Origin of the sequence: Marinomonas sp. FW-1, from assembly GCF_005222245.1 — a bacterium.
In the GTDB taxonomy this organism is placed as follows: domain Bacteria; phylum Pseudomonadota; class Gammaproteobacteria; order Pseudomonadales; family Marinomonadaceae; genus Marinomonas; species Marinomonas alcarazii.
In genome coordinates this window covers 3,418,293-3,436,590 of the sequence record NZ_CP025987.1, presented here as the reverse complement: position 1 = coordinate 3,436,590, position 18,298 = coordinate 3,418,293, and the positions used below count along the sequence as shown (strand labels likewise).

13 protein-coding genes are annotated in these 18,298 nt (G+C 45.5%); 12 read left to right on the top strand and 1 reads right to left on the bottom strand.

Annotation, left to right across the window (positions count from 1 at the left end; all coding sequences use genetic code 11):
* Positions 1-36: 36 nt before the first annotated feature.
* Positions 37-591 carry an MSMEG_1061 family FMN-dependent PPOX-type flavoprotein gene (locus tag C1X04_RS15970; RefSeq protein WP_137170481.1) on the bottom strand — a complete coding sequence of 185 codons (555 nt, stop codon included), beginning with the start codon at positions 589-591 and terminating at the stop codon, positions 37-39.
* A gap of 295 nt (positions 592-886) precedes the next feature.
* Here C1X04_RS15970 and glmU point away from each other — a divergent pair, with 295 nt between their 5' ends.
* The 12 genes from glmU to C1X04_RS15910 all read left to right on the top strand — a co-directional run bounded on the left by glmU (position 887) and on the right by C1X04_RS15910 (position 18,278).
* Positions 887-2,248 (top strand): bifunctional UDP-N-acetylglucosamine diphosphorylase/glucosamine-1-phosphate N-acetyltransferase GlmU, encoded by a 1,362-nt coding sequence (gene glmU, locus C1X04_RS15965; RefSeq protein WP_137170480.1) that lies wholly within the window; start codon positions 887-889, stop codon positions 2,246-2,248.
* A gap of 278 nt (positions 2,249-2,526) precedes the next feature.
* Positions 2,527-4,353 carry a glutamine--fructose-6-phosphate transaminase (isomerizing) gene (glmS, locus tag C1X04_RS15960; RefSeq protein ID WP_137170479.1) on the top strand — a complete coding sequence of 609 codons (1,827 nt, stop codon included), beginning with the start codon at positions 2,527-2,529 and terminating at the stop codon, positions 4,351-4,353.
* Between the two features lie 413 nt (positions 4,354-4,766).
* Positions 4,767-5,768 (top strand): D-xylose ABC transporter substrate-binding protein, encoded by a 1,002-nt coding sequence (gene xylF / locus C1X04_RS15955; protein WP_110576641.1) that lies wholly within the window; start codon positions 4,767-4,769, stop codon positions 5,766-5,768.
* A gap of 80 nt (positions 5,769-5,848) precedes the next feature.
* Positions 5,849-7,378, top strand: a complete 1,530-nt coding sequence (locus C1X04_RS15950; RefSeq protein ID WP_110576640.1) for a xylose ABC transporter ATP-binding protein — start codon at positions 5,849-5,851, stop codon at positions 7,376-7,378.
* Positions 7,371-8,501, top strand: coding sequence for a sugar ABC transporter permease (locus C1X04_RS15945; protein ID WP_137170478.1), 1,131 nt, complete (start codon positions 7,371-7,373; stop codon positions 8,499-8,501). Before C1X04_RS15950 ends, C1X04_RS15945 begins: the two co-directional genes overlap by 8 nt.
* 1,215 nt (positions 8,502-9,716) lie before the next feature.
* Positions 9,717-11,165, top strand: coding sequence for a xylulokinase (xylB, locus tag C1X04_RS15940; RefSeq protein ID WP_137170477.1), 1,449 nt, complete (start codon positions 9,717-9,719; stop codon positions 11,163-11,165).
* 157 nt (positions 11,166-11,322) lie between these two features.
* Positions 11,323-12,504, top strand: coding sequence for a DNA-binding transcriptional regulator (locus tag C1X04_RS15935; protein WP_137170476.1), 1,182 nt, complete (start codon positions 11,323-11,325; stop codon positions 12,502-12,504).
* Positions 12,505-12,727: 223 nt separating this feature from the next.
* A complete protein-coding gene (locus tag C1X04_RS15930) occupies positions 12,728-13,741 on the top strand; it encodes a substrate-binding domain-containing protein (protein WP_110576636.1) in 1,014 nt (337 codons plus the stop codon).
* A gap of 338 nt (positions 13,742-14,079) precedes the next feature.
* Positions 14,080-15,024, top strand: a complete 945-nt coding sequence (locus C1X04_RS15925; RefSeq protein ID WP_137170475.1) for a D-ribose ABC transporter substrate-binding protein — start codon at positions 14,080-14,082, stop codon at positions 15,022-15,024.
* A gap of 53 nt (positions 15,025-15,077) precedes the next feature.
* Complete coding sequence (locus tag C1X04_RS15920) at positions 15,078-15,692, top strand: DUF2291 family protein (protein WP_137170474.1); 615 nt, start codon at positions 15,078-15,080, stop codon at positions 15,690-15,692.
* Complete coding sequence (locus tag C1X04_RS15915) at positions 15,692-17,212, top strand: sugar ABC transporter ATP-binding protein (protein WP_137170787.1); 1,521 nt, start codon at positions 15,692-15,694, stop codon at positions 17,210-17,212. The genes C1X04_RS15920 and C1X04_RS15915 overlap by 1 nt, the downstream gene beginning before the upstream one ends.
* A gap of 1 nt (position 17,213) precedes the next feature.
* Positions 17,214-18,278, top strand: a complete 1,065-nt coding sequence (locus C1X04_RS15910; RefSeq protein WP_110576632.1) for an ABC transporter permease — start codon at positions 17,214-17,216, stop codon at positions 18,276-18,278.
* Positions 18,279-18,298: the final 20 nt, after the last annotated feature.

Sequence of the window (18,298 nt, the reverse complement as noted above, 5' to 3'; positions counted from 1 at the left end):
ACCCCTCGAATTAGAATGACGCTAATCAAGTCTCAATTACTCAGAGACTTGATCTTGAATGATAGCCAATAATGAAGGCAAGAAAGAGCGCTCTACTTTGTTCTCTTCGCTCCAAAGCTTAGCAACCGCAATGGCTTTAGGGCAGTGAAAGAGTAATTTATGCACTTGTATTTTCACGACTAACTTAGGGGGCTTGTTGTCCTCAGCGAACAGCTCAAGTGTGCCCTTGTCGGTGTGCAGGCTTGCTGTGCCTTTTACACGCACCACTTCACCAATGCCAGGAATCATAAACAGCAGCCCAACTTCGGGGCGTTCCACAATGTTTCTTAGGCTGTCCAAGCGATTGTTACCAGGAAGGTCTGAAAAAGCCAGCGTATTAGCATCCACAACTTTGACAAATCCAGCGTCTCCTCCACGGGGAGATACATCAGCAAAGCCGTTTTCGTCCGACGTCGACATGACCATAAAAGGGCAGTGCTTAATAAATGTGATGGCGTGTTGTTCTAGGGCATCAATCTCTTTTTTTAACGCTAAAGGGTGCGCCTCTTTATAAAGTGCATCAAGTTGCTGTGGCTCGCTGAGTTTACTCATGCTCATCCTTTGTTGTGGGTGGAGCAGTAACCACTGATAATGGTTACTATTAATATTGAACGGTATTTTATACTGCAAACGCCCTAATGTAACCACTCGCCTTTAGATTGCTCATTCTCTGACAATATAGATTTGTGTCTCGCTTAGAAGTGTTGAAAATCATTGATTTACTATTTTTTAGATAAATTGTCATTTTTTTTGTGACAATTTGGGTTGTGGCGTTTTTGGCAAAAAGGTCTAATAGCTTACATTCAAAATTATTCATTGCATAAAGACGCCAACACAAGGACGCTTCATGACTCAGGACATCGTAATTCTTGCTGCCGGAAAAGGCAGCCGAATGAAATCCGCCTTTTCCAAAGTACTGCACAAAGTAGGCGGTATCGCCATGGTCAGAAGAGTGCTGACAACGGCAAGTACACTGGAAAACGCCAATTTACATCTTGTGGTCGGTCATCAAGGCGAGCAAGTCGAAGCAAATTGTCAGGATTTTTCAGCCAATATTGTTTGGCAGAATGATCCACAAGGTACGGGCGATGCGTTACGTCGCGTTGCGCCTTTTTTACAAGCAGACGGCGCAACCTTAACCTTGTATGGTGATGTGCCGCTTATCCGTGCCAGCACATTGCAAAAAATGACGGCGCTATCAAATTCTAACACCTTGGTTTTATTGACGATTTCTCTTGATAATCCAACGGGTTACGGGCGTATCGTGCGTGACGAGCAAGGTAAAGTTACCGCTATCGTAGAGCAAAAAGACGCCTCAGCAAGTGAACTTGCTATCAAAGAAGTGAACACTGGCATTCTATTAGCCCCAAATGCACACCTTCAAGCATGGCTTGCCGCTTTAACAAACAACAATGCCCAAGGTGAATATTACCTAACGGACGTGATTGCCATGGCGGCACGTGATGGCGTTGATATCGTTACGGTTAATCCAGAAAACGAAGCCGAAGTCGCGGGTGTCAATGATCGTGTGCAGTTGGCTGCGTTAGAGCGAGAGCTACAAAATCAGCAAGCCATTCGTCTAATGCAAAATGGCGCCACTTTATTGGACCCATCTCGCATTGATGTGCGTGGTGAACTCGTCACTGGTAATGACGTGATCATCGATGTGAACTGTGTATTTGAAGGTAAGGTCACATTAGGTGCAGGTGTAGAAATTGGGCCAAACTGCCACCTCAAAAACTGTACCGTGGGCGATAATACCATCATCAAAAGCAACACGCTGATCGAAGACAGCCAAGTTGGGGAATCCTGTGATATCGGGCCATTTGCACGCTTACGCCCAGGCACGCAACTTGCCAACAAAGCCAAAATTGGCAACTTTGTTGAAACCAAAAAAGCCATTATTGGTGAAGGCAGTAAAGTGAACCACTTGAGCTACATTGGTGACACGGAAATGGGCGCCAACGTCAACGTGGGCGCAGGCACCATTACTTGCAATTATGACGGTGTGAATAAACATAAGACGCAAGTGGCCGATAACGTATTTATTGGTTCTAACTCATCGTTAGTTGCTCCCGTCCAAATAGAAGAAGGCGCAACGATCGCCGCAGGGTCTACTATTACGAAACAAGTTGGCGAGAAACAATTGGCGTTCGCCAGGGCGCGACAAACCAACAAAGACAATTGGCCACGACCCACTAAAAAATAACGTTTCAGCTTTTAAGCTCTTTGGATGTAATTCCTCGGCGCTAATAATCATAGCCACGATTGTCATTCCCGCGAAGGCGGGAAGCCAGTGGTATTGTCTAAATAGGGTTATTTCCGATGACCATAAGTGATTGATTCCCGCCTTCGCGGGAATGACGGAATAGAAATGACGGAATAGAAAAGGGGTCAGATCCCTTTTACAGAACATTCGTAATTAGACTATTTATTATTAAATTTAAGGGGGCAGACCCCTTTTGCAGACTCAAAGAAGGATTCTCCATGTGCGGAATAGTTGGCGCCATTGCACGTCGTAACGTATCAAAGATTTTAATCGAAGGCCTAAGCCGTCTTGAATACCGTGGTTATGACTCTTCCGGTGTTGCGATTAACAACGAAGAAGGTGTGTTTTCACACCGTGCCGTTGGTAAGGTTCAGGCATTAAAAGACAAATTCGCAGCAGAACCATTGGATGGCAAAATGGGCATCGCACATACTCGTTGGGCGACCCATGGCAAGCCAACGGAAGCCAACGCACACCCTCACTTCTCTGGTGATGACCTTGCTCTAGTGCACAACGGCATTATTGAAAACCACGAGCCTTTGCGTCGTGAATTAAAAGCCAAAGGTTATGAGTTTAAATCCGAAACAGACACCGAAGTCATCGTTCACCTTATTCACGATGCCATGAAAACACAGCCAGACTTGCTTAAAGCCGTTCAAGCTGCGTTAACAAAACTGCATGGTGCTTTTGCGATAGGTGTGGTGCAAAAAGACGATAACGAACGCTTTATCGCGGCCCGAAAAGGCAGCCCGCTTGTTGTTGGGGTTGGTATTGAAGAAAATTTTGTCGCCTCTGATCAGCTTGCTCTGTTGCACGTTACAGACCAATTCATCTTCTTAGAAGAAGGCGATGTGGCGGAAGTAAGCCGTGATCAAGTATCTATTTATAATGCAAAAGGCGAATTGCAAGACCGTCCAATCAGCGTCTTTAACCACAACGTCGATGCCACAGACAAAGGCGAATTTCGTCATTACATGATGAAAGAAATCTACGAACAACCAAAAGTGATTAGCGCGTGTTTAGAAGGCCGCATCAGCGAAACGAAAGTGCTGACTAGCTGCTTTGGTGCTGACTCTGGCTTTTTAAAAGAAGTGGAAAATGTTCATATCGTTGCTTGTGGCACCAGCTACCATGCAGGCATGGTGGCCAAATACTGGATCGAAGATTTGGCTGGACTGCCATGTACCGTTGAAGTGGCCAGCGAATACCGCTACCGCAAAGTAGCCGTGCCTAAGAAAACCTTGTTCTTAACCTTGTCCCAGTCAGGTGAAACGGCGGATACCTTGGCGGCGTTACGCTTGGCAAAAGAGCTTGGTTATCTGACGACCTTGGCTATTTGTAACGTGCCATCTAGCACGCTAGTGCGTGAGTCAGCGCTTACTTTGTTGACCAATGCTGGCCCTGAAATTGGTGTGGCATCCACCAAAGCCTTTACCACTCAGCTAACCGCACTATTGATCACCAGTGTCGCCATTGCGGTTGAAAACGGTTTGTCCGCAGAGAAAGAAAAAGAGCTTGTACAAGCCATGCGTTCTTTGCCTGCCCATGTGAATGATGCGTTATTGGCTGACACTCATATTAAGAAAGTCGCCGATCAATTTGCTAATAAAACCAACGCGTTATTTTTGGGGCGTGGCACCATGTTCCCAATCGCGCTAGAAGGTTCATTGAAGCTGAAAGAGATTTCTTATATTCATGCGGAAGCTTACCCGGCAGGTGAACTGAAGCACGGGCCATTGGCATTGGTTGATGAAGATATGCCGATTATAGCTTTGGTTCCACATAACGACATGTTGGACAAACTTAAGTCAAACCTACAAGAAGTCGCCGCCCGCGGTGGTGAATTGTTCGTCTTTGCAGACAAAGACACAGACCTTCATAATGAAGAAAACATCACCTTCACAGAAGTGCCAAAAGTAGACAGCATCCTAGAGCCGATTGTGCATACCATTCCGCTGCAATTGTTGTCTTACCACGTTGCTGTAGTAAAAGGCACAGACGTGGATCAGCCGCGTAACCTAGCGAAATCCGTTACCGTTGAATAGTTTTCATAAGAACTAAGCAGTAGAGAAGCAATGGGTTATAAATAGCCTTTGCTTCTCTCAGCTGATTTTCCATCCGCTTCGGCCTTTAATAGGCTGTAAATTTATCAACTAGCAATAAGATGTAATGATAAAAATTTCATTGCTTGAAGCATGGTCAGATAAAAGAACATAGTCAAAAATCCCCCCTTGTAAGCAAGCTGCTGTCGCTCAACATAGCTAAGTAAAAGAGAGCCATTGTTGGCTGATCATGAGAGAAAACTCACACATATTTTTACTTCACTAGTGTGATTTTTTTATAAAAAACGCTACACGCAAACAAAAAAAGATAATACCGCTTCTTAAACCATCACTTTACATTTATCCCACTCCATATAGGAGATCGTTCACTTATAAAAATAACAAGGGATGAAAAAATGAAAAAAATAATGTCTATGAGTTTGCTGGCAACCCTCTGTGCAGCAACGTCTCTTCCTGCTCTAGCTGATGGCGAGAAAATTGGTTTGTTGATGTCAGACCTACGTTTAGAGCGCTGGCAGAAAGACCGAGACTTATTTACTTCTGCGGCGGAAGCCATGGGGGCAAAAGTCTATACCCAATCTGCTAACGGTGATGTCACCACGCAAATATCCCAAATCGAAAACATGATTTCTCGTGGCGTTGATGTGCTGGTTATCGTGCCTGAAAACGGTGAAGTATTAGGTAACGTACTGGCTGAAGCGAAAGCGGAAGGCATCAAAGTCTTGGCTTATGACCGATTAATCAAATTTGCAGACATCGATTTGTATGTGTCCTTTGACAACATTCGCGTGGGTGAAATGCAAGCCGAAGCCCTGCTTAAACGTAAACCAACAGGCAATTATTTTCTAATGGGCGGTTCGCCTACCGATAACAACGCAAAAATGTTTCGTCAGGGGCAAATGAACGTGCTTCAACCGGCCATTGATTCTAAAAAAATTAAAGTGGTTGGTGACCAATGGGCTATGGGTTGGTCTGCCGAAGCGGCCTTGAACATCATGGAAAACGGTCTAACAGCGAACGCCAATAAAATCGATGCAGTGGTTGCTTCCAACGACTCAACGGCGGGTGGCGCGGTACAAGCGCTAGCGGCACAAGGCTTAAGTGGCAAAGTGGTTATTTCTGGTCAAGATGCAGACCTTGCAGCAGTGCGCCGTATTGTCGCTGGAACACAAACCATGACGGTGTACAAACCGATTTCTAAGCTGGCGACAACCAGTGCGGAAATGGCCGTTAAGCTGGCTCGTGGTGAAAGCATCAAGGTGAATGGTCAGGTTAACAACGGCAAAAAAGAGGTTGATGCTGTGTTGTTGACGCCTATTTCTGTCAATAAAGACAACCTAGATTCCACCGTAATTGCCGATGGTTATCACTCACGTAGCGCTGTTTACAACCCTTAGTACATTCCTATAAACAGCACCCGAAAAGGGTGCTGTTTGCTTTTCTGGTTTAAAAAAGAGATGTAGAAAGAGGCGTAAACATGAAGCAACCCTTATTGGACATGCGTGGGATCATAAAAAGTTTTTCCGGTGTCCGTGCATTAAACGGCGTCAGCATTCAGCTAGAACCTGGTGAAGTCTTGTCTATTTGTGGTGAGAATGGTTCAGGCAAATCCACCTTGATGAAAGTATTAAGCGGTGTCTGGCCGTTTGGCTCTTACGAAGGTGAGATTTATTTTGAAGGGGATCTTGTTAAGGCATCCAGCATTCGAGATACCGAAGCCTTGGGTATTGTCATCATTCACCAAGAACTGGCACTCGTTAAAGAAATGACCGTCTTAGAAAATATCTTTCTCGGCAATGAACTGGGTTCATTCGCAAGGCTGAATGATGAAGAAATGCACCGTCGTACGTCGGAACTGCTGGCGCGAGTCAAGTTGGATATTTTGCCAGATACACCAATCCGCGAGCTTGGTGTGGGCCAGCAGCAACTGGTCGAGATTGCCAAAGCCTTAAACAAAAACGTAAAACTATTAATACTGGACGAGCCAACGTCTTCTCTGACCACCACAGAAATCGAAATCCTATTGAATATTGTCAGCGAGCTGAAACAACAGGGCATTGCTTGCATCTATATTTCCCATAAATTGGAAGAAGTATTGGCTTTGTCCAATTGGGTTACAGTCATTCGTGATGGCGATCATATAGACACTCGATCCGTCGAAAATCTAACGCAAAATGACATTATCAGCATGATGGTTGGTCGTGAACTAGATGAACTCTTCCCAAGAGAAGATCACGACATTGGTGATCTTGTATTAAAAGTAAATCATGCGACAGCAAAACAGGCCGGTGCCGCTCGAGCTCAGGTTGACGACGTGAGTTTTGAGTTACGCCAAGGAGAAATTCTAGGTATCGCAGGTTTGATTGGCTCTGGTCGAACGGAACTGATGCAATGTTTGTACGGATCGTACGACGGACATTATGAGGCCGACATTGAACTGCATGGTAAGCCGTTAATGATTCGCTCTCAGCGCACGGCGTTGGAAGCGGGCATTGCTATGGTGCCAGAAGACCGAAAACGCCACGGTATCGTGCCCATTATGAGTGTTGGGCGGAACATTACTTTATCGGTATTGAAGCAATACTCTTCTTGGTTTGGCACAGTGAATGAAGATAAAGAAAGCCAAGATATTGATCATTATATTGCTCAGCTGAAGGTAAAAACAGCGTCCCCTGACTTGTCTATTAAAAACCTGAGTGGCGGTAATCAACAAAAAGCCATTATCGCTAAATGCTTATTAACACACCCGAAAATTTTAATACTCGATGAGCCGACTCGTGGCATTGATGTGGGCGCGAAATACGAAATTTATAAGCTGATGTTTGCACTCGTCAAACAGGGCGTGTCCATCATCATGGTGTCGTCTGAACTATCAGAAGTTATTGGGATTAGTGACCGCGTCCTAGTCATGCACGAAGGGCGACTAAAAGGGCAATTTGACCATCAAGGATTGACCCAAGAAATGATAATGAATTGCGCGATAAAAGAGGATACAGCGAATGTTTAAAACAATAAAAACCAGTCAATTACAACTGTTTGCCATGTTGGCCGCCATGTTGTTAATCGTCGTGTTCTTTTCCTTTGCGACAGACGGTGCCTTTGTGTCACCGCGAAATATTTCTAACTTAATTCGTCAAACGGCCATTGTAGGCGTGCTCGCCATTGGCATGGTATTTGTGATTATCAGCGCGGAAATCGATTTATCCGTTGGCTCTATGATGGGCTTATTGGGTGGTGTGGCCGCGATTTTGGATGTCTGGTTTCACTTTCCTATTATGCTCACCGTTTTAATCACGGTCGCTGCGGGTTTGGTGTTGGGCTTGTTTAACGGCTGGTGGGTCGCTTATCAAAAAGTGCCGTCTTTTATTGTCACCTTGGCAGGCATGTTGGCGTTTCGTGGGATTTTAGTGGGCTTAACCAACGGTGCGACGGTTGCGCCTACCTCCAGTTCTCTGGCGATTGTGGGGCAAAGTTACATTCCGTCTGGTTGGGGGATCAGTGTTGTGTCCTTGCTATGCCTTGGCTTGGTAGCCAAAGTTTATGCCCGACGCAAAGCAAGACATAAGCACGGCGTGGAAAATCAGTCGGCTAAGTTTGAATACGCCAAAGCAACGATTGCCGTTGCCGTGTTAATGGGCTTGTTGTTTATCTTGGAAAGTTACCGCGGTATTCCAACGCCAATCTTGATCATGGGCGGGCTGATTTTAATCGCCACTTATGTAGCAAAAAGAACATCGTTTGGTCGTCGAATTTACGCGATTGGTGGCAACATCGAAGCGACTCGCATGTCGGGAGTTAACGTAGAACGCACTAAAATGTTGGTGTTTGGCTTCAATGGCATGATGGTCGCGGTGGCCGCTTTAATACTCACATCTCGACTTGGAGCGGGCTCTCCTGCGGCGGGAAACATGGCAGAGCTGGATGCTATCGCAGCCTGTGTTATTGGCGGCGCCAGTTTGGCTGGCGGGGTTGGGGCGGTATTTGGTGCCATCATGGGTGCACTGATTATGGCGAGCTTGGACAATGGCATGAGCATGTTGGATGTGCCGACCTTCTGGCAATTAATCGTAAAAGGCATGATTTTATTGCTCGCTGTTTGGTTGGATGTGAAAACCAAAAAAGCGCAGTAAAACTTCGTGCGCGAAGGTTGGATAGGTTTTGTAGGTCGCGGCTTTAGCCCGACAAGACCTAATTGGATGCGCATGGCTTTTTGTCGGCATAAATGCACGACCTACACTTTTCTCTGTAGGTCGCGGCTTTAGCCCGACAAGACCTAATTGGGTGTTGTATGGCTTTTTGTCGGCATAAATGCACGACCTACACTTTTCTCTGTAGGTCGCGGCTTTAGCCCGACAAGACCTAATTGGATGCCGCATGGCTTTTTGTCGGCATAAATGCACGACCTACATTTTTCTCTGTAGGTCGCGGCTTTAGCCCGACAAGACCTAATTGGATGCGCATGGCTTTTTGTCGGCATAAATGCACGACCTACACTTTTCTCTGTAGGTCGCGGCTTTAGCCCGACAAGACCTAATTGGATGCCGCATGGCTTTTTGTCGGCATAAATGCACGACCTACACTTTTCTCTGTAGGTCGTGGCTTTAGCCCGACAAGACCTAATTGGGTGTTGCATGGCTTTTTTTGTCGGCATAAATGCACGACCTACATTTTTCTCTGTAGGTCGCGGCTTTAGCCGGACAAGATCTAATTGTATGCCGCATGGTTTTTTTGTCGGCATAAATGCACGACCTACACTTTTCTCTATAGGTCGCGGCTTTAGCCGGACAAGATCTAATTGTATGCCGCATGGTTTTTTTGTCGGCATAAATACACGACCTACACTTTTCTCTATAGGTCGCGGCTTTAGCTCGACAAGGCCTAATTGGGTGTCGCATGGTTTTTTTGTCGGCATAAATGCACGACCTACACTTTTCTCTGTAGGTCGCGGCTTTAGCCCGACAAGACCTAATTGGATGCCGCATGGCTTTTTGTCGGCATAAATGCACGACCTACACTTTTCTCTATAGGTCGCGGCTTTAGCTCGACAAGACCTAATTGGATGCCGCATGGCTTTTTGTCGGCATAAATGCACGACCTACACTTTTCTCTGTAGGTCGTGGCTTTAGCCCGACAAGATCTAATTGGATGCCGCATGGCTTTTTGTCGGCATAAATGCACGACCTACACTTTTCTCTGTAGGTCGTGGCTTTAGCCCGACAAGACCTAATAGGGTGTCGTATGGTTTTTTTGTCGGCATAAATGCACGACCTACAAGATCGACAGAAGTCGTTTATTGATAGCCTCACGCGCGAGGATGACGATTAACAAGATAAAGGATATTTTTCATGTATATAGGCATTGACCTCGGTACCTCAGGCGTCAAAGTAATTCTTATGGATAAAAGCGGACGCGTAGCGGCAAGCTGTTCGTCGCCTCTTTCGGTGTCGCGCCCTTTTGATCTTTGGTCGGAGCAAAACCCAGAAGACTGGTGGCAAGCAACTGACTTAGCAATGTTGCAGCTGGCTACAGAGCATAATCTACAAGATGTAAAAGCTATTGGACTATCAGGGCAAATGCATGGTGCGACCTTGCTGGGCAAGCAGGGGGAAGTATTACGCCCTGCGGTCCTTTGGAATGATGGCCGCTCCCATGAAGAGTGCCTGCTATTGCAACGGCGCTGCCCAGAAGTGCAAGCCATTACGGGAAACCTAGTGATGCCAGGTTTTACTGCCCCTAAATTGCTTTGGGTAAAGCAACACGAACCAGATGTTTTCGCACAAATAGACAAGGTGCTGTTACCCAAAGATTACCTACGTTTTCGCCTGACAGGCGAGTTTGCGACCGATGTGTCAGATGCTTCAGGTACGCTTTGGTTGAACATGGAGCAACGCGCTTGGAGCGAGACCATGCTGCAAGCAACAGGCTTAAATAAACAGCAAATGCCAAAGGTATACGAAGGTTCAGAAATCACTGGAACGATTGCTGAAACATTGGCGAAACGTTGGTCAATACCTGTTGTGCCTGTTGTTGCTGGTGGTGGGGATAATGCCGCGGGTGCGGTTGGTATGGGCATAATCTCACCTGAACAAACTATGCTATCACTGGGGACATCTGGGGTGATTTTTGCGGTAAGTGATGGCTTCACTGCGAACCCAGCTGCGGCCTTGCATAGTTTTGGTCATGCGATTCCAAATACTTGGCACACGATGTCGGTGATGTTGAGCGCCGCCAGTTGTATTGATTGGGTCACGAAATTGGCACAGTTTAGCAGTGTGGAGCAGGCTTTATTAGCGGCGGAGAATCGTGTCGATTATGATAGCAAGCTGACTTTTTTGCCTTATCTAAGCGGAGAAAGAACACCGCACAATGATGCCAATGCAAAAGGCGTTTTTTGGGGAATGAGCCACGAAACGACGTCAGCGGACCTGGTTCATGCGGTACTTGAAGGGGTGAGCTTTGCCCTACTGGATGGGTTGGATGCGGTGCGTTCGGCACAAAGTATCAGTGAAGGGATAGACGTGATTGGTGGCGGAGCCAAAAGCACCTATTGGCTACAAATGCTGGCGGATGTCTTTAATGTGCCCATGGATTACCGTGCAGGTGGTGACGTTGGCCCCGCCTTGGGTGCTGCTCGATTAGCCGCTATTGGCGATCAAGGTCAGGATGTATTAAGCGACATTTGCACCAAGCCTGCGCTCATTAAACGCTATTTGCCTAACCAGAAAGACAGTGCTCGATATGCAGAGAAACGCAGGCGCTTTCAGGATTTATACCAAAGAGTAAAAGGGCTTTAATGAGCAAGAGCGGTGTTGTTGCATAACAGCGCTCTTTTTTTGCCAACTTTTTATTACGATTTCTGTTATTTCCTTTTTGATTTTTATCATTATCTAGAACCTGAATTATCAACAAGAGTATGATCAAGCTAATAATAAAAATTAGAGATGCTTTTGTATGTTTGAAAAACGCTATCGACTCAACTTGGTGTTTAATGCCAATAAAGTGTATGACCGACAAGTTATAGAAGGTATTGGTGAATACTTACATGCAGCTCAATGTGATTGGGATGTATATTTTGAAGACGATTTTCGCAGTCGGCTAGATGCCCTAAAACACTGGCAAGGGGACGGCATTATTGCCGATTTCGACAACCCCGAAGTGGAGGAGATTCTTAAAGACACCAATATTCCCACCGTAGCGGTTGGTGGCTCTTATCATCATAAAGAAGATTATCCACGGCTGCCTTATGTGGCCACAGACAATGCCGCCTTGGTTCACTGTGCGTACCAACACTTGAAGCGAAAAGGCCTGCCAGCGTTTGCCTTTTATGGTGTGCCAAGCACAATTTACAGTAGATGGGCCAGTGAGCGCGAGCATGCCTTTGTTGAGCAAGTGCGCTCTGATGGATTTGAACCACATGTGCATCAAGGCTTCTGCACCTCGGCAGAGGTTTGGGAAACCGCACAGCGCGAATTAGAAAACTGGCTAACAAACCTCCCTAAACCGATTGGCATTATTGCTGTCACAGATTCCCGAGCGCGCCATTTACTCCAGGTTTGCGACCATTTGAATATCTTGGTGCCAGAGCAAGTGGCCATTGTAGGCATTGATAATGAAAGCATGGCGAGAAACTTGAATCGTACGGCTCTGTCTTCAGTGGAACAGGGGAGTAAACAAATGGGCTACGAAGCGGCAAAAATGCTGCACCGTATGTTACAAGGCTATTCTGCAGAAAACTCGCTAGTGGTGGTCGATCCTATTGGCGTTGAAGAGAGACAGTCATCTGATTACCGAGCCTTGCACGACCCTTATGTCATTCAAGCTATGCATTTTATTCGTCATAATGCGTGTCGAGGGGTGAAAGTCGCGCAAGTGGTGGATTACATTGGTATATCAAGAACCAACTTGGAAACCCGCTTTATCGACGAAATCGGCTGCTCAATGCACGAACAACTGCATATGACCAAGTTTTACCGCGCCTGTGAATTGATCACTTCGACCAACCTGCCATTTGATGAAATTGCCCGAACCTGCGGTTATCCATCCGTGCAATACATGTACACGGTATCGCGTAAAAACTTGGGCATGACGCCTGGAGAGTATCGTGTGTCGTCACGGCTTGATAAAGAGTCTTAAGCGATTTTTTAGCAAGAAAAGACACGTAAACGAAAGATTATAAAAAACTCTTGATGCATTTTAACGATGTCGTTAAGTATACTTCCTGAAATAGTATTGGATTCTAAGTCGTTCTTTTGTAGGTAAAGGCAAGTCATAAGCGATTGATCTATCGGCCTTTATTTTCATAAATTGGCTGCGATGAAATTCAGTTAACACAATTCATGCAAAGGGGAGTGTAAGTTTGTCTGCGACAATAAAAGACGTTGCGTTACGGGCTGGAGTATCAACAACCACCGTATCTCATGTTTTGAACAAAACGCGTTTTGTCGCCAAAACGACGCAAGAGCGTGTGCTGCAAGCAGCGGAAGAGCTTAATTATGCTCCCAGTGCGGTAGCACGTAGCTTAAAGGTTAAAAATACCAAAAGTCTTGGCATGCTAGTCACCACCACCTTAAACCCCTTTTTCGCCGAATTGGTCAACGAAGTAGAAAAATGTTGTTACCGAGAAGGTTACAACCTTGTGCTGTGTAATACCGATGGCGAGCTTGAAAAAACCAACTCTTACTTACGAATGCTGACGCAAAAACGTGTCGATGGCATTTTAGTTATGTGTTCCGCCTATGACGACTCGTTATTTAGTTCTTTGATCGGCCAGCGTAATTTGCCCATGGTCGTCATGGATTGGGGCCCATCTGATGATTATGTCGATCGCATTCAAGACAACTCGGTAAAAGGCGCACATTTGGCGATTCGGCATCTAATTGAACAAGGCCATAAGCGTATTGCTTATATTGGCGGTCCACTAGAAAAGTTACCTGCAAAGCAGCGTTTTGACGGCTTTATGGAAGCTATGGAGCAAGCCGATTTAGCTATCCAAGACGATTGGGTAATTGAATCCGACTTCGAATTTGAAGGCGGTAAATTAGGGATGCGCCAATTGTTGTCTTGTTCGAGTTTGCCAAGTGCCGTGTTTATCGGTAATGATGCCATGGCGATGGGCGCCATGAGTGAAGCGCAGTTGTCAGGTATTAAAATCCCGCAGCAATTGTCTGTCATTGGTTATGATAATTGTATGTACTCTGCTTACTTTAGCCCACCTTTAACCACTATTAATCAGCCTAAAGAGCGATTAGCCGAGTTGGCGATCAGCACCATGATAGAGCGAATTGAGAATCCACGCCAAGAGGGCAAGATGATCATGCTGGAGCCAAATCTGGTGGTTCGTTCGTCGGTGGCTGCTGTTTCTACAAAATAGTTCCAACTTCTTGTTGTTTTCTGTGTATTTTACTTTCAGCTTTTTGGTGCCTCACTTTGAAATGAGACTAAAAACGCGTTTTAAGGTTGAAAATAGGACTTTTAATAAGTCGTTTTACATAGAAAAACCTTATAATTCAGTTGCTTGATTATTTGTTGTTAAATTACACCAGCATTTCATGATTTCATTGTCATAACCGTTTGATAAATATAGATTTTTTCTTATCGGTCAAGAATTTATTGACAAGCTCCGTGCGCTTAATATAAAAATAGCAAACGATTACGCAATCGTTTGCTATTCGACTATTTTAATAAAAATAAGCATACCGGAGACATACAATGAAAAAGAAAGCCTTCTTGAAATCTTGCTTTGCTGCAACATTACTGACCTTGGCCAGCAGCAGTGTTTTAGCTAGTAATGGTTTGATCGCCATTATTACTCCATCCCACGACAATCCATTTTTTAAAGCCGGTGCCGAAGGCGCGGATGCGAAAGCGAAAGAATTAGGTTATGACACCTTGGTGGCTTCCCATGACGGTGATGTAAACAAACAAAACCAATTAATTGAAACAGCGATTGCTCGTCAAGCCAAAGCGGTGATTTTGGATAACGCAGACGCAGACGCCAGTATCGGATCACTAGAGCGTTTGAAAAAAGCGGGTATTCCAGCTTTTCTATATGACCGTGAAATCAATAAAACCGGTATCGCTGTCACGCAAATCGTATCGAATAACTTCCAAGGCGCTCAGCTTGCAGGTGAGAAGTTTGTAGAATTAATGGGTGAAGGTGGTGAATACGTTGAGCTAGTAGGGCCAGAGTCCGACACTAATGCGCAAGTACGTAGTGAAGGTTTTCACGATATCGTTGATAACTTCCCTGAGTTTAAAATGGTTGCTCGCCAGTCTGCCAACTGGAGCCAAACCGAAGCGTTTAGTCGTATGGAGTCGATCTTACAAGCGAACCCAAACATTAAAGGCGTGTTCACTGGTAACGATTCGATGGCGTTGGGTGCAGAAGCGGCACTTCAAGCAGCGGGCCGTAAAGATGTTTTCATCGTTGGTTTTGACGGTTTAGATTATGCGCGTGATTCCATCCTAAAAGGCACTAATATCAAAGCAACCGTTATGCAACCAGCCTATGCTCAAGCTCAGCGCGTTGCTGAACAAGCTGATCTATACATTCGTACTGGCTCAACAGGATTGCCAGAAAAACAACTTATGGATTGCGTATTGATTGATAGCTCTAATGCGAAAAATCTAAGTAACTTCGCTCTAAAAAAATAACAACCTGACTCGAAGCTTTCATTTTTGAAGGCTTCGACTCCTTGGGTATCATTATGTCTTATAAAAAACTCTTTCAATGTATCGGGCTCTTTGCGTGCCTTAATTTGCTGACAGCCTGTACCGTTACAGACTTAGACGCTGACGGCAATCCTATTATTCCTAAAGATCCTAATGCCGTGGTTAGCTTTGCAGACTTCACCTTGTCTGAAGTGGCCGATCAGCTTTGGCAGCCAAAAGTCTTTCCAGAAGCTACACAAGAATTTACCCCATGGGAAAGCATTAAATCCCAGCTGGATGCGCAGCAAATTAATACCAAGCAAAGCTTTTTTGTGCGTTTAAATGGCACCATCGAAAGCGTGAATTTAGGCAAAATGAGAGGTGTGATAACGCTAAAAGTGGGCGATACCAATATTGATTTACAAGTTGGCCGCATCATCAAAGGCAATGCGATTCGTGACGCGTCTAAATACGTTCTGTTCGACGATTTTAAAAACCAGATTCGTTTTGCTCAAATCTCACGAGAGTTTAATAATCGCGCTATGGCATCGGTTGGTGAGCCTGACACTAGTTGGGTAGGCGAAAAAGCCACGGTTATTGCAGCGATTACCATAGACCAAAATACCATCAGTGATGCTGTACCAATGCAGATTACTCGTGGAGGCAAATGATGAGCCAAGCTAACGCAGATATCGTCATTCGCACCGAAAAAATCTCCATGATTTACCCAGGCACTATCGCGTTAAACGAAGTGGATTACCGAGTTTATCGCGGCAAAGTGAACGTCATCATAGGTGAAAATGGCGCGGGTAAATCCACCTTGATGAAAATTCTGGCGGGTGTTCAGCAGCCGAGCAAAGGCAGCATTTATCTCAACGATGAAGCTGTGTCTTTTCAGCACACACGGGACGCAGCCGCCAAAGGCATTGGCATGGTTCATCAAGAGCTGAATCTGTTTGGCAACTTAACGGTGGCTGAAAATATCTTCTTGGGTCGCGAAAAACAGCATGGCCTGATGCCGCTAGATACCGCGGAACAACACAGAGTCACCGCTGAACTCATGGCGCGTCTTGACCAAGACATCGCGCCATCTGAATTACTGTCTAACTTGAAAGTTGGACAACAGCAACTAATCGAAATCGCCAAAGCCTTGGCCGATGAAGCCGATGTGCTGATTTTGGATGAGCCGACTTCGGCGCTGAGTAAAACCGAGGTTGAGTTGCTGTTTAAAGTCATTCGAGACTTAACCGCTCAGGGTGTTTCTATTATCTATATTTCCCATCGTTTAGAAGAGTTAATGGCAATTGGCGATCACATTACGATTCTGCGTGATGGTAACTTCCAGTCTGAAGCGGAAGTCAAAGACATCGATGTGCCGTGGATTGTCAGAGAGATGTTGGGCAGTGACCCTGTTTCTAACTTCTTGAAACCGGGTCGTAAGTTTGGCGAGCCAGTATTAGACGTAAAAAACATCAAATTGATCAATGAAATGGGTCTTACCTTAGTTGACGATGTGTCGATGGATGTGAAATCCGGCGAGATAGTTGGTGTATACGGACTCATGGGCGCAGGTCGAACCGAGCTAATGGAATGTCTACTTGGTCTGCAAGAATACTCAGGCGACGTAGATATTGCGGGGCATAAAGTATCTGCCAAAATGGACACCAGCGAACGCATTAAATTGGGCATTTGTTTGGTACCAGAAGATCGAAAAAAGAACGGTATTTTTCCCATTTCATCAGTCAGCAATAACATGACGATTTCTAGCTTATGGCGTCGACTCAAGCATCGTTTTTCCATTGATGAAAAAGCCGAAACCGAAGCGGTAACGTCCGCTATTGGTGATTTATCTATCAAGGTGTCTTCGCCTGATATTGAAATACGCGCATTGAGCGGAGGTAACCAACAAAAAGTGGTGATTGGTCGAACCCTGTTAACCAGTCCGAAAGTATTGTTATTGGATGAGCCAACTCGCGGTATTGATATCGGTGCCAAAGGCGACGTATTTAACATGATGGTGAAGCTTTCTGAACAGGGTATCGGGGTGTTGTTCTCGACCTCCGACCTGAAAGAAATAATGGCGGTTTCTGATCGCATTCTGGTGATGTCCGGAGGCAAACTCACCGCCAATATACTTCGTTCTGAAGCCACAGAATCTGCACTTGTGTCAGCAAGCGCGCAAGGACTTTAATATGAAAACTTCTCAAAATATTGCATCTCAACAATCGTCTGTTTTTTCTGGCGAAAGTCTGTTGTTACTGGCGTTAAAAATGCGCACCTTTATTGCGTTGTTTTTAATCCTCGCTTTCTTCACCTTTATGGTGCCGGGATTCTTGGCGGCGAGTAGCGTGGTCATCATGGTTAAGCATATTGCCATTAACGCCTTTTTGGCTCTTGGTATTACCTTCGTCATTATCACTGCAGGTATCGATCTCTCAATCGGCGCGATTCTCGGGTTTTGTGGCATGGTCGCGGGTTGGCTGATCACTAAGGGAATCGTCTTGCCAATGTTTGGCATCGCTATTTTTCCTAGCGTTTGGCTGATTGTGCCTATCGTTTTGGTTATCGGTGGTTTAATCGGTGCGGTAAATGGCATCTTGATAACGCGCTATAACGTCGCGCCTTTCATTTGCACCTTGGGCACCATGTATATCGTTCGTGGCGCGTCCATGTTGTTGTCCGGTGGTGAAACTTTTACAGGCTTGTCTGGAAATGAACAGCTGGGCAATACGGGGTTTGAGTTAATTGGTTCTGCGAAATTATTGGGTCTGCCTTACGCGATTTGGATGATGTTTATCCTTGCTGGTGTGATTGCCTACATCGCTAAAAGAACGCAGTTTGGTCGCCATGTGTTTGCCATTGGTGACAACGAGCATTCTGCCGAATTGTCTGGCGTAAAAGTGCGCAGTGTCAAAGTTTGGGTTTACACCATTTCTGGTTTTTGTGCAGCGATTGCGGGCATTGTGGTGTCTTCACAGTTAGTGGCTAGTCATCCAGCAACGGGTGTCTCTTTTGAAATGAACGCCATTGCCGCTGTGGTATTAGGCGGAACCTCATTGGCTGGTGGTCGCGGCACCATTATGGGGACGCTGATTGGCGCTTTCGTAATTGGTATTTTAGCCGATGGTTTGGTGATGATGGGCGTGAGCGAATTTTGGCAAATGGTGATTAAAGGTGTGGTGATTATTCTTGCTGTCATCATCGACCAAAAACAAAGCCGTTTGCAGCATAAAGCCGCCATCGTGCAGCAAAAATAGACTATCAATATTTGCTTTCA

Excerpts from the sequence above, each read along its gene's own strand:
- C1X04_RS15970 (WP_137170481.1), bottom strand. The coding sequence starts at position 591 with ATGAGTAAACTCAGCGAGCCACAGCAACTTGATGCACTTTATAAAGAG.
- glmU (WP_137170480.1), top strand. The coding sequence starts at position 887 with ATGACTCAGGACATCGTAATTCTTGCTGCCGGAAAAGGCAGCCGAATG.
- glmS (WP_137170479.1), top strand. The coding sequence starts at position 2,527 with ATGTGCGGAATAGTTGGCGCCATTGCACGTCGTAACGTATCAAAGATT.
- xylF (WP_110576641.1), top strand. The coding sequence starts at position 4,767 with ATGAAAAAAATAATGTCTATGAGTTTGCTGGCAACCCTCTGTGCAGCA.
- C1X04_RS15950 (WP_110576640.1), top strand. The coding sequence starts at position 5,849 with ATGAAGCAACCCTTATTGGACATGCGTGGGATCATAAAAAGTTTTTCC.
- C1X04_RS15945 (WP_137170478.1), top strand. The coding sequence starts at position 7,371 with ATGTTTAAAACAATAAAAACCAGTCAATTACAACTGTTTGCCATGTTG.
- xylB (WP_137170477.1), top strand. The coding sequence starts at position 9,717 with ATGTATATAGGCATTGACCTCGGTACCTCAGGCGTCAAAGTAATTCTT.
- C1X04_RS15935 (WP_137170476.1), top strand. The coding sequence starts at position 11,323 with ATGTTTGAAAAACGCTATCGACTCAACTTGGTGTTTAATGCCAATAAA.
- C1X04_RS15925 (WP_137170475.1), top strand. The coding sequence starts at position 14,080 with ATGAAAAAGAAAGCCTTCTTGAAATCTTGCTTTGCTGCAACATTACTG.
- C1X04_RS15920 (WP_137170474.1), top strand. The coding sequence starts at position 15,078 with ATGTCTTATAAAAAACTCTTTCAATGTATCGGGCTCTTTGCGTGCCTT.
- C1X04_RS15915 (WP_137170787.1), top strand. The coding sequence starts at position 15,692 with ATGAGCCAAGCTAACGCAGATATCGTCATTCGCACCGAAAAAATCTCC.
- C1X04_RS15910 (WP_110576632.1), top strand. The coding sequence starts at position 17,214 with ATGAAAACTTCTCAAAATATTGCATCTCAACAATCGTCTGTTTTTTCT.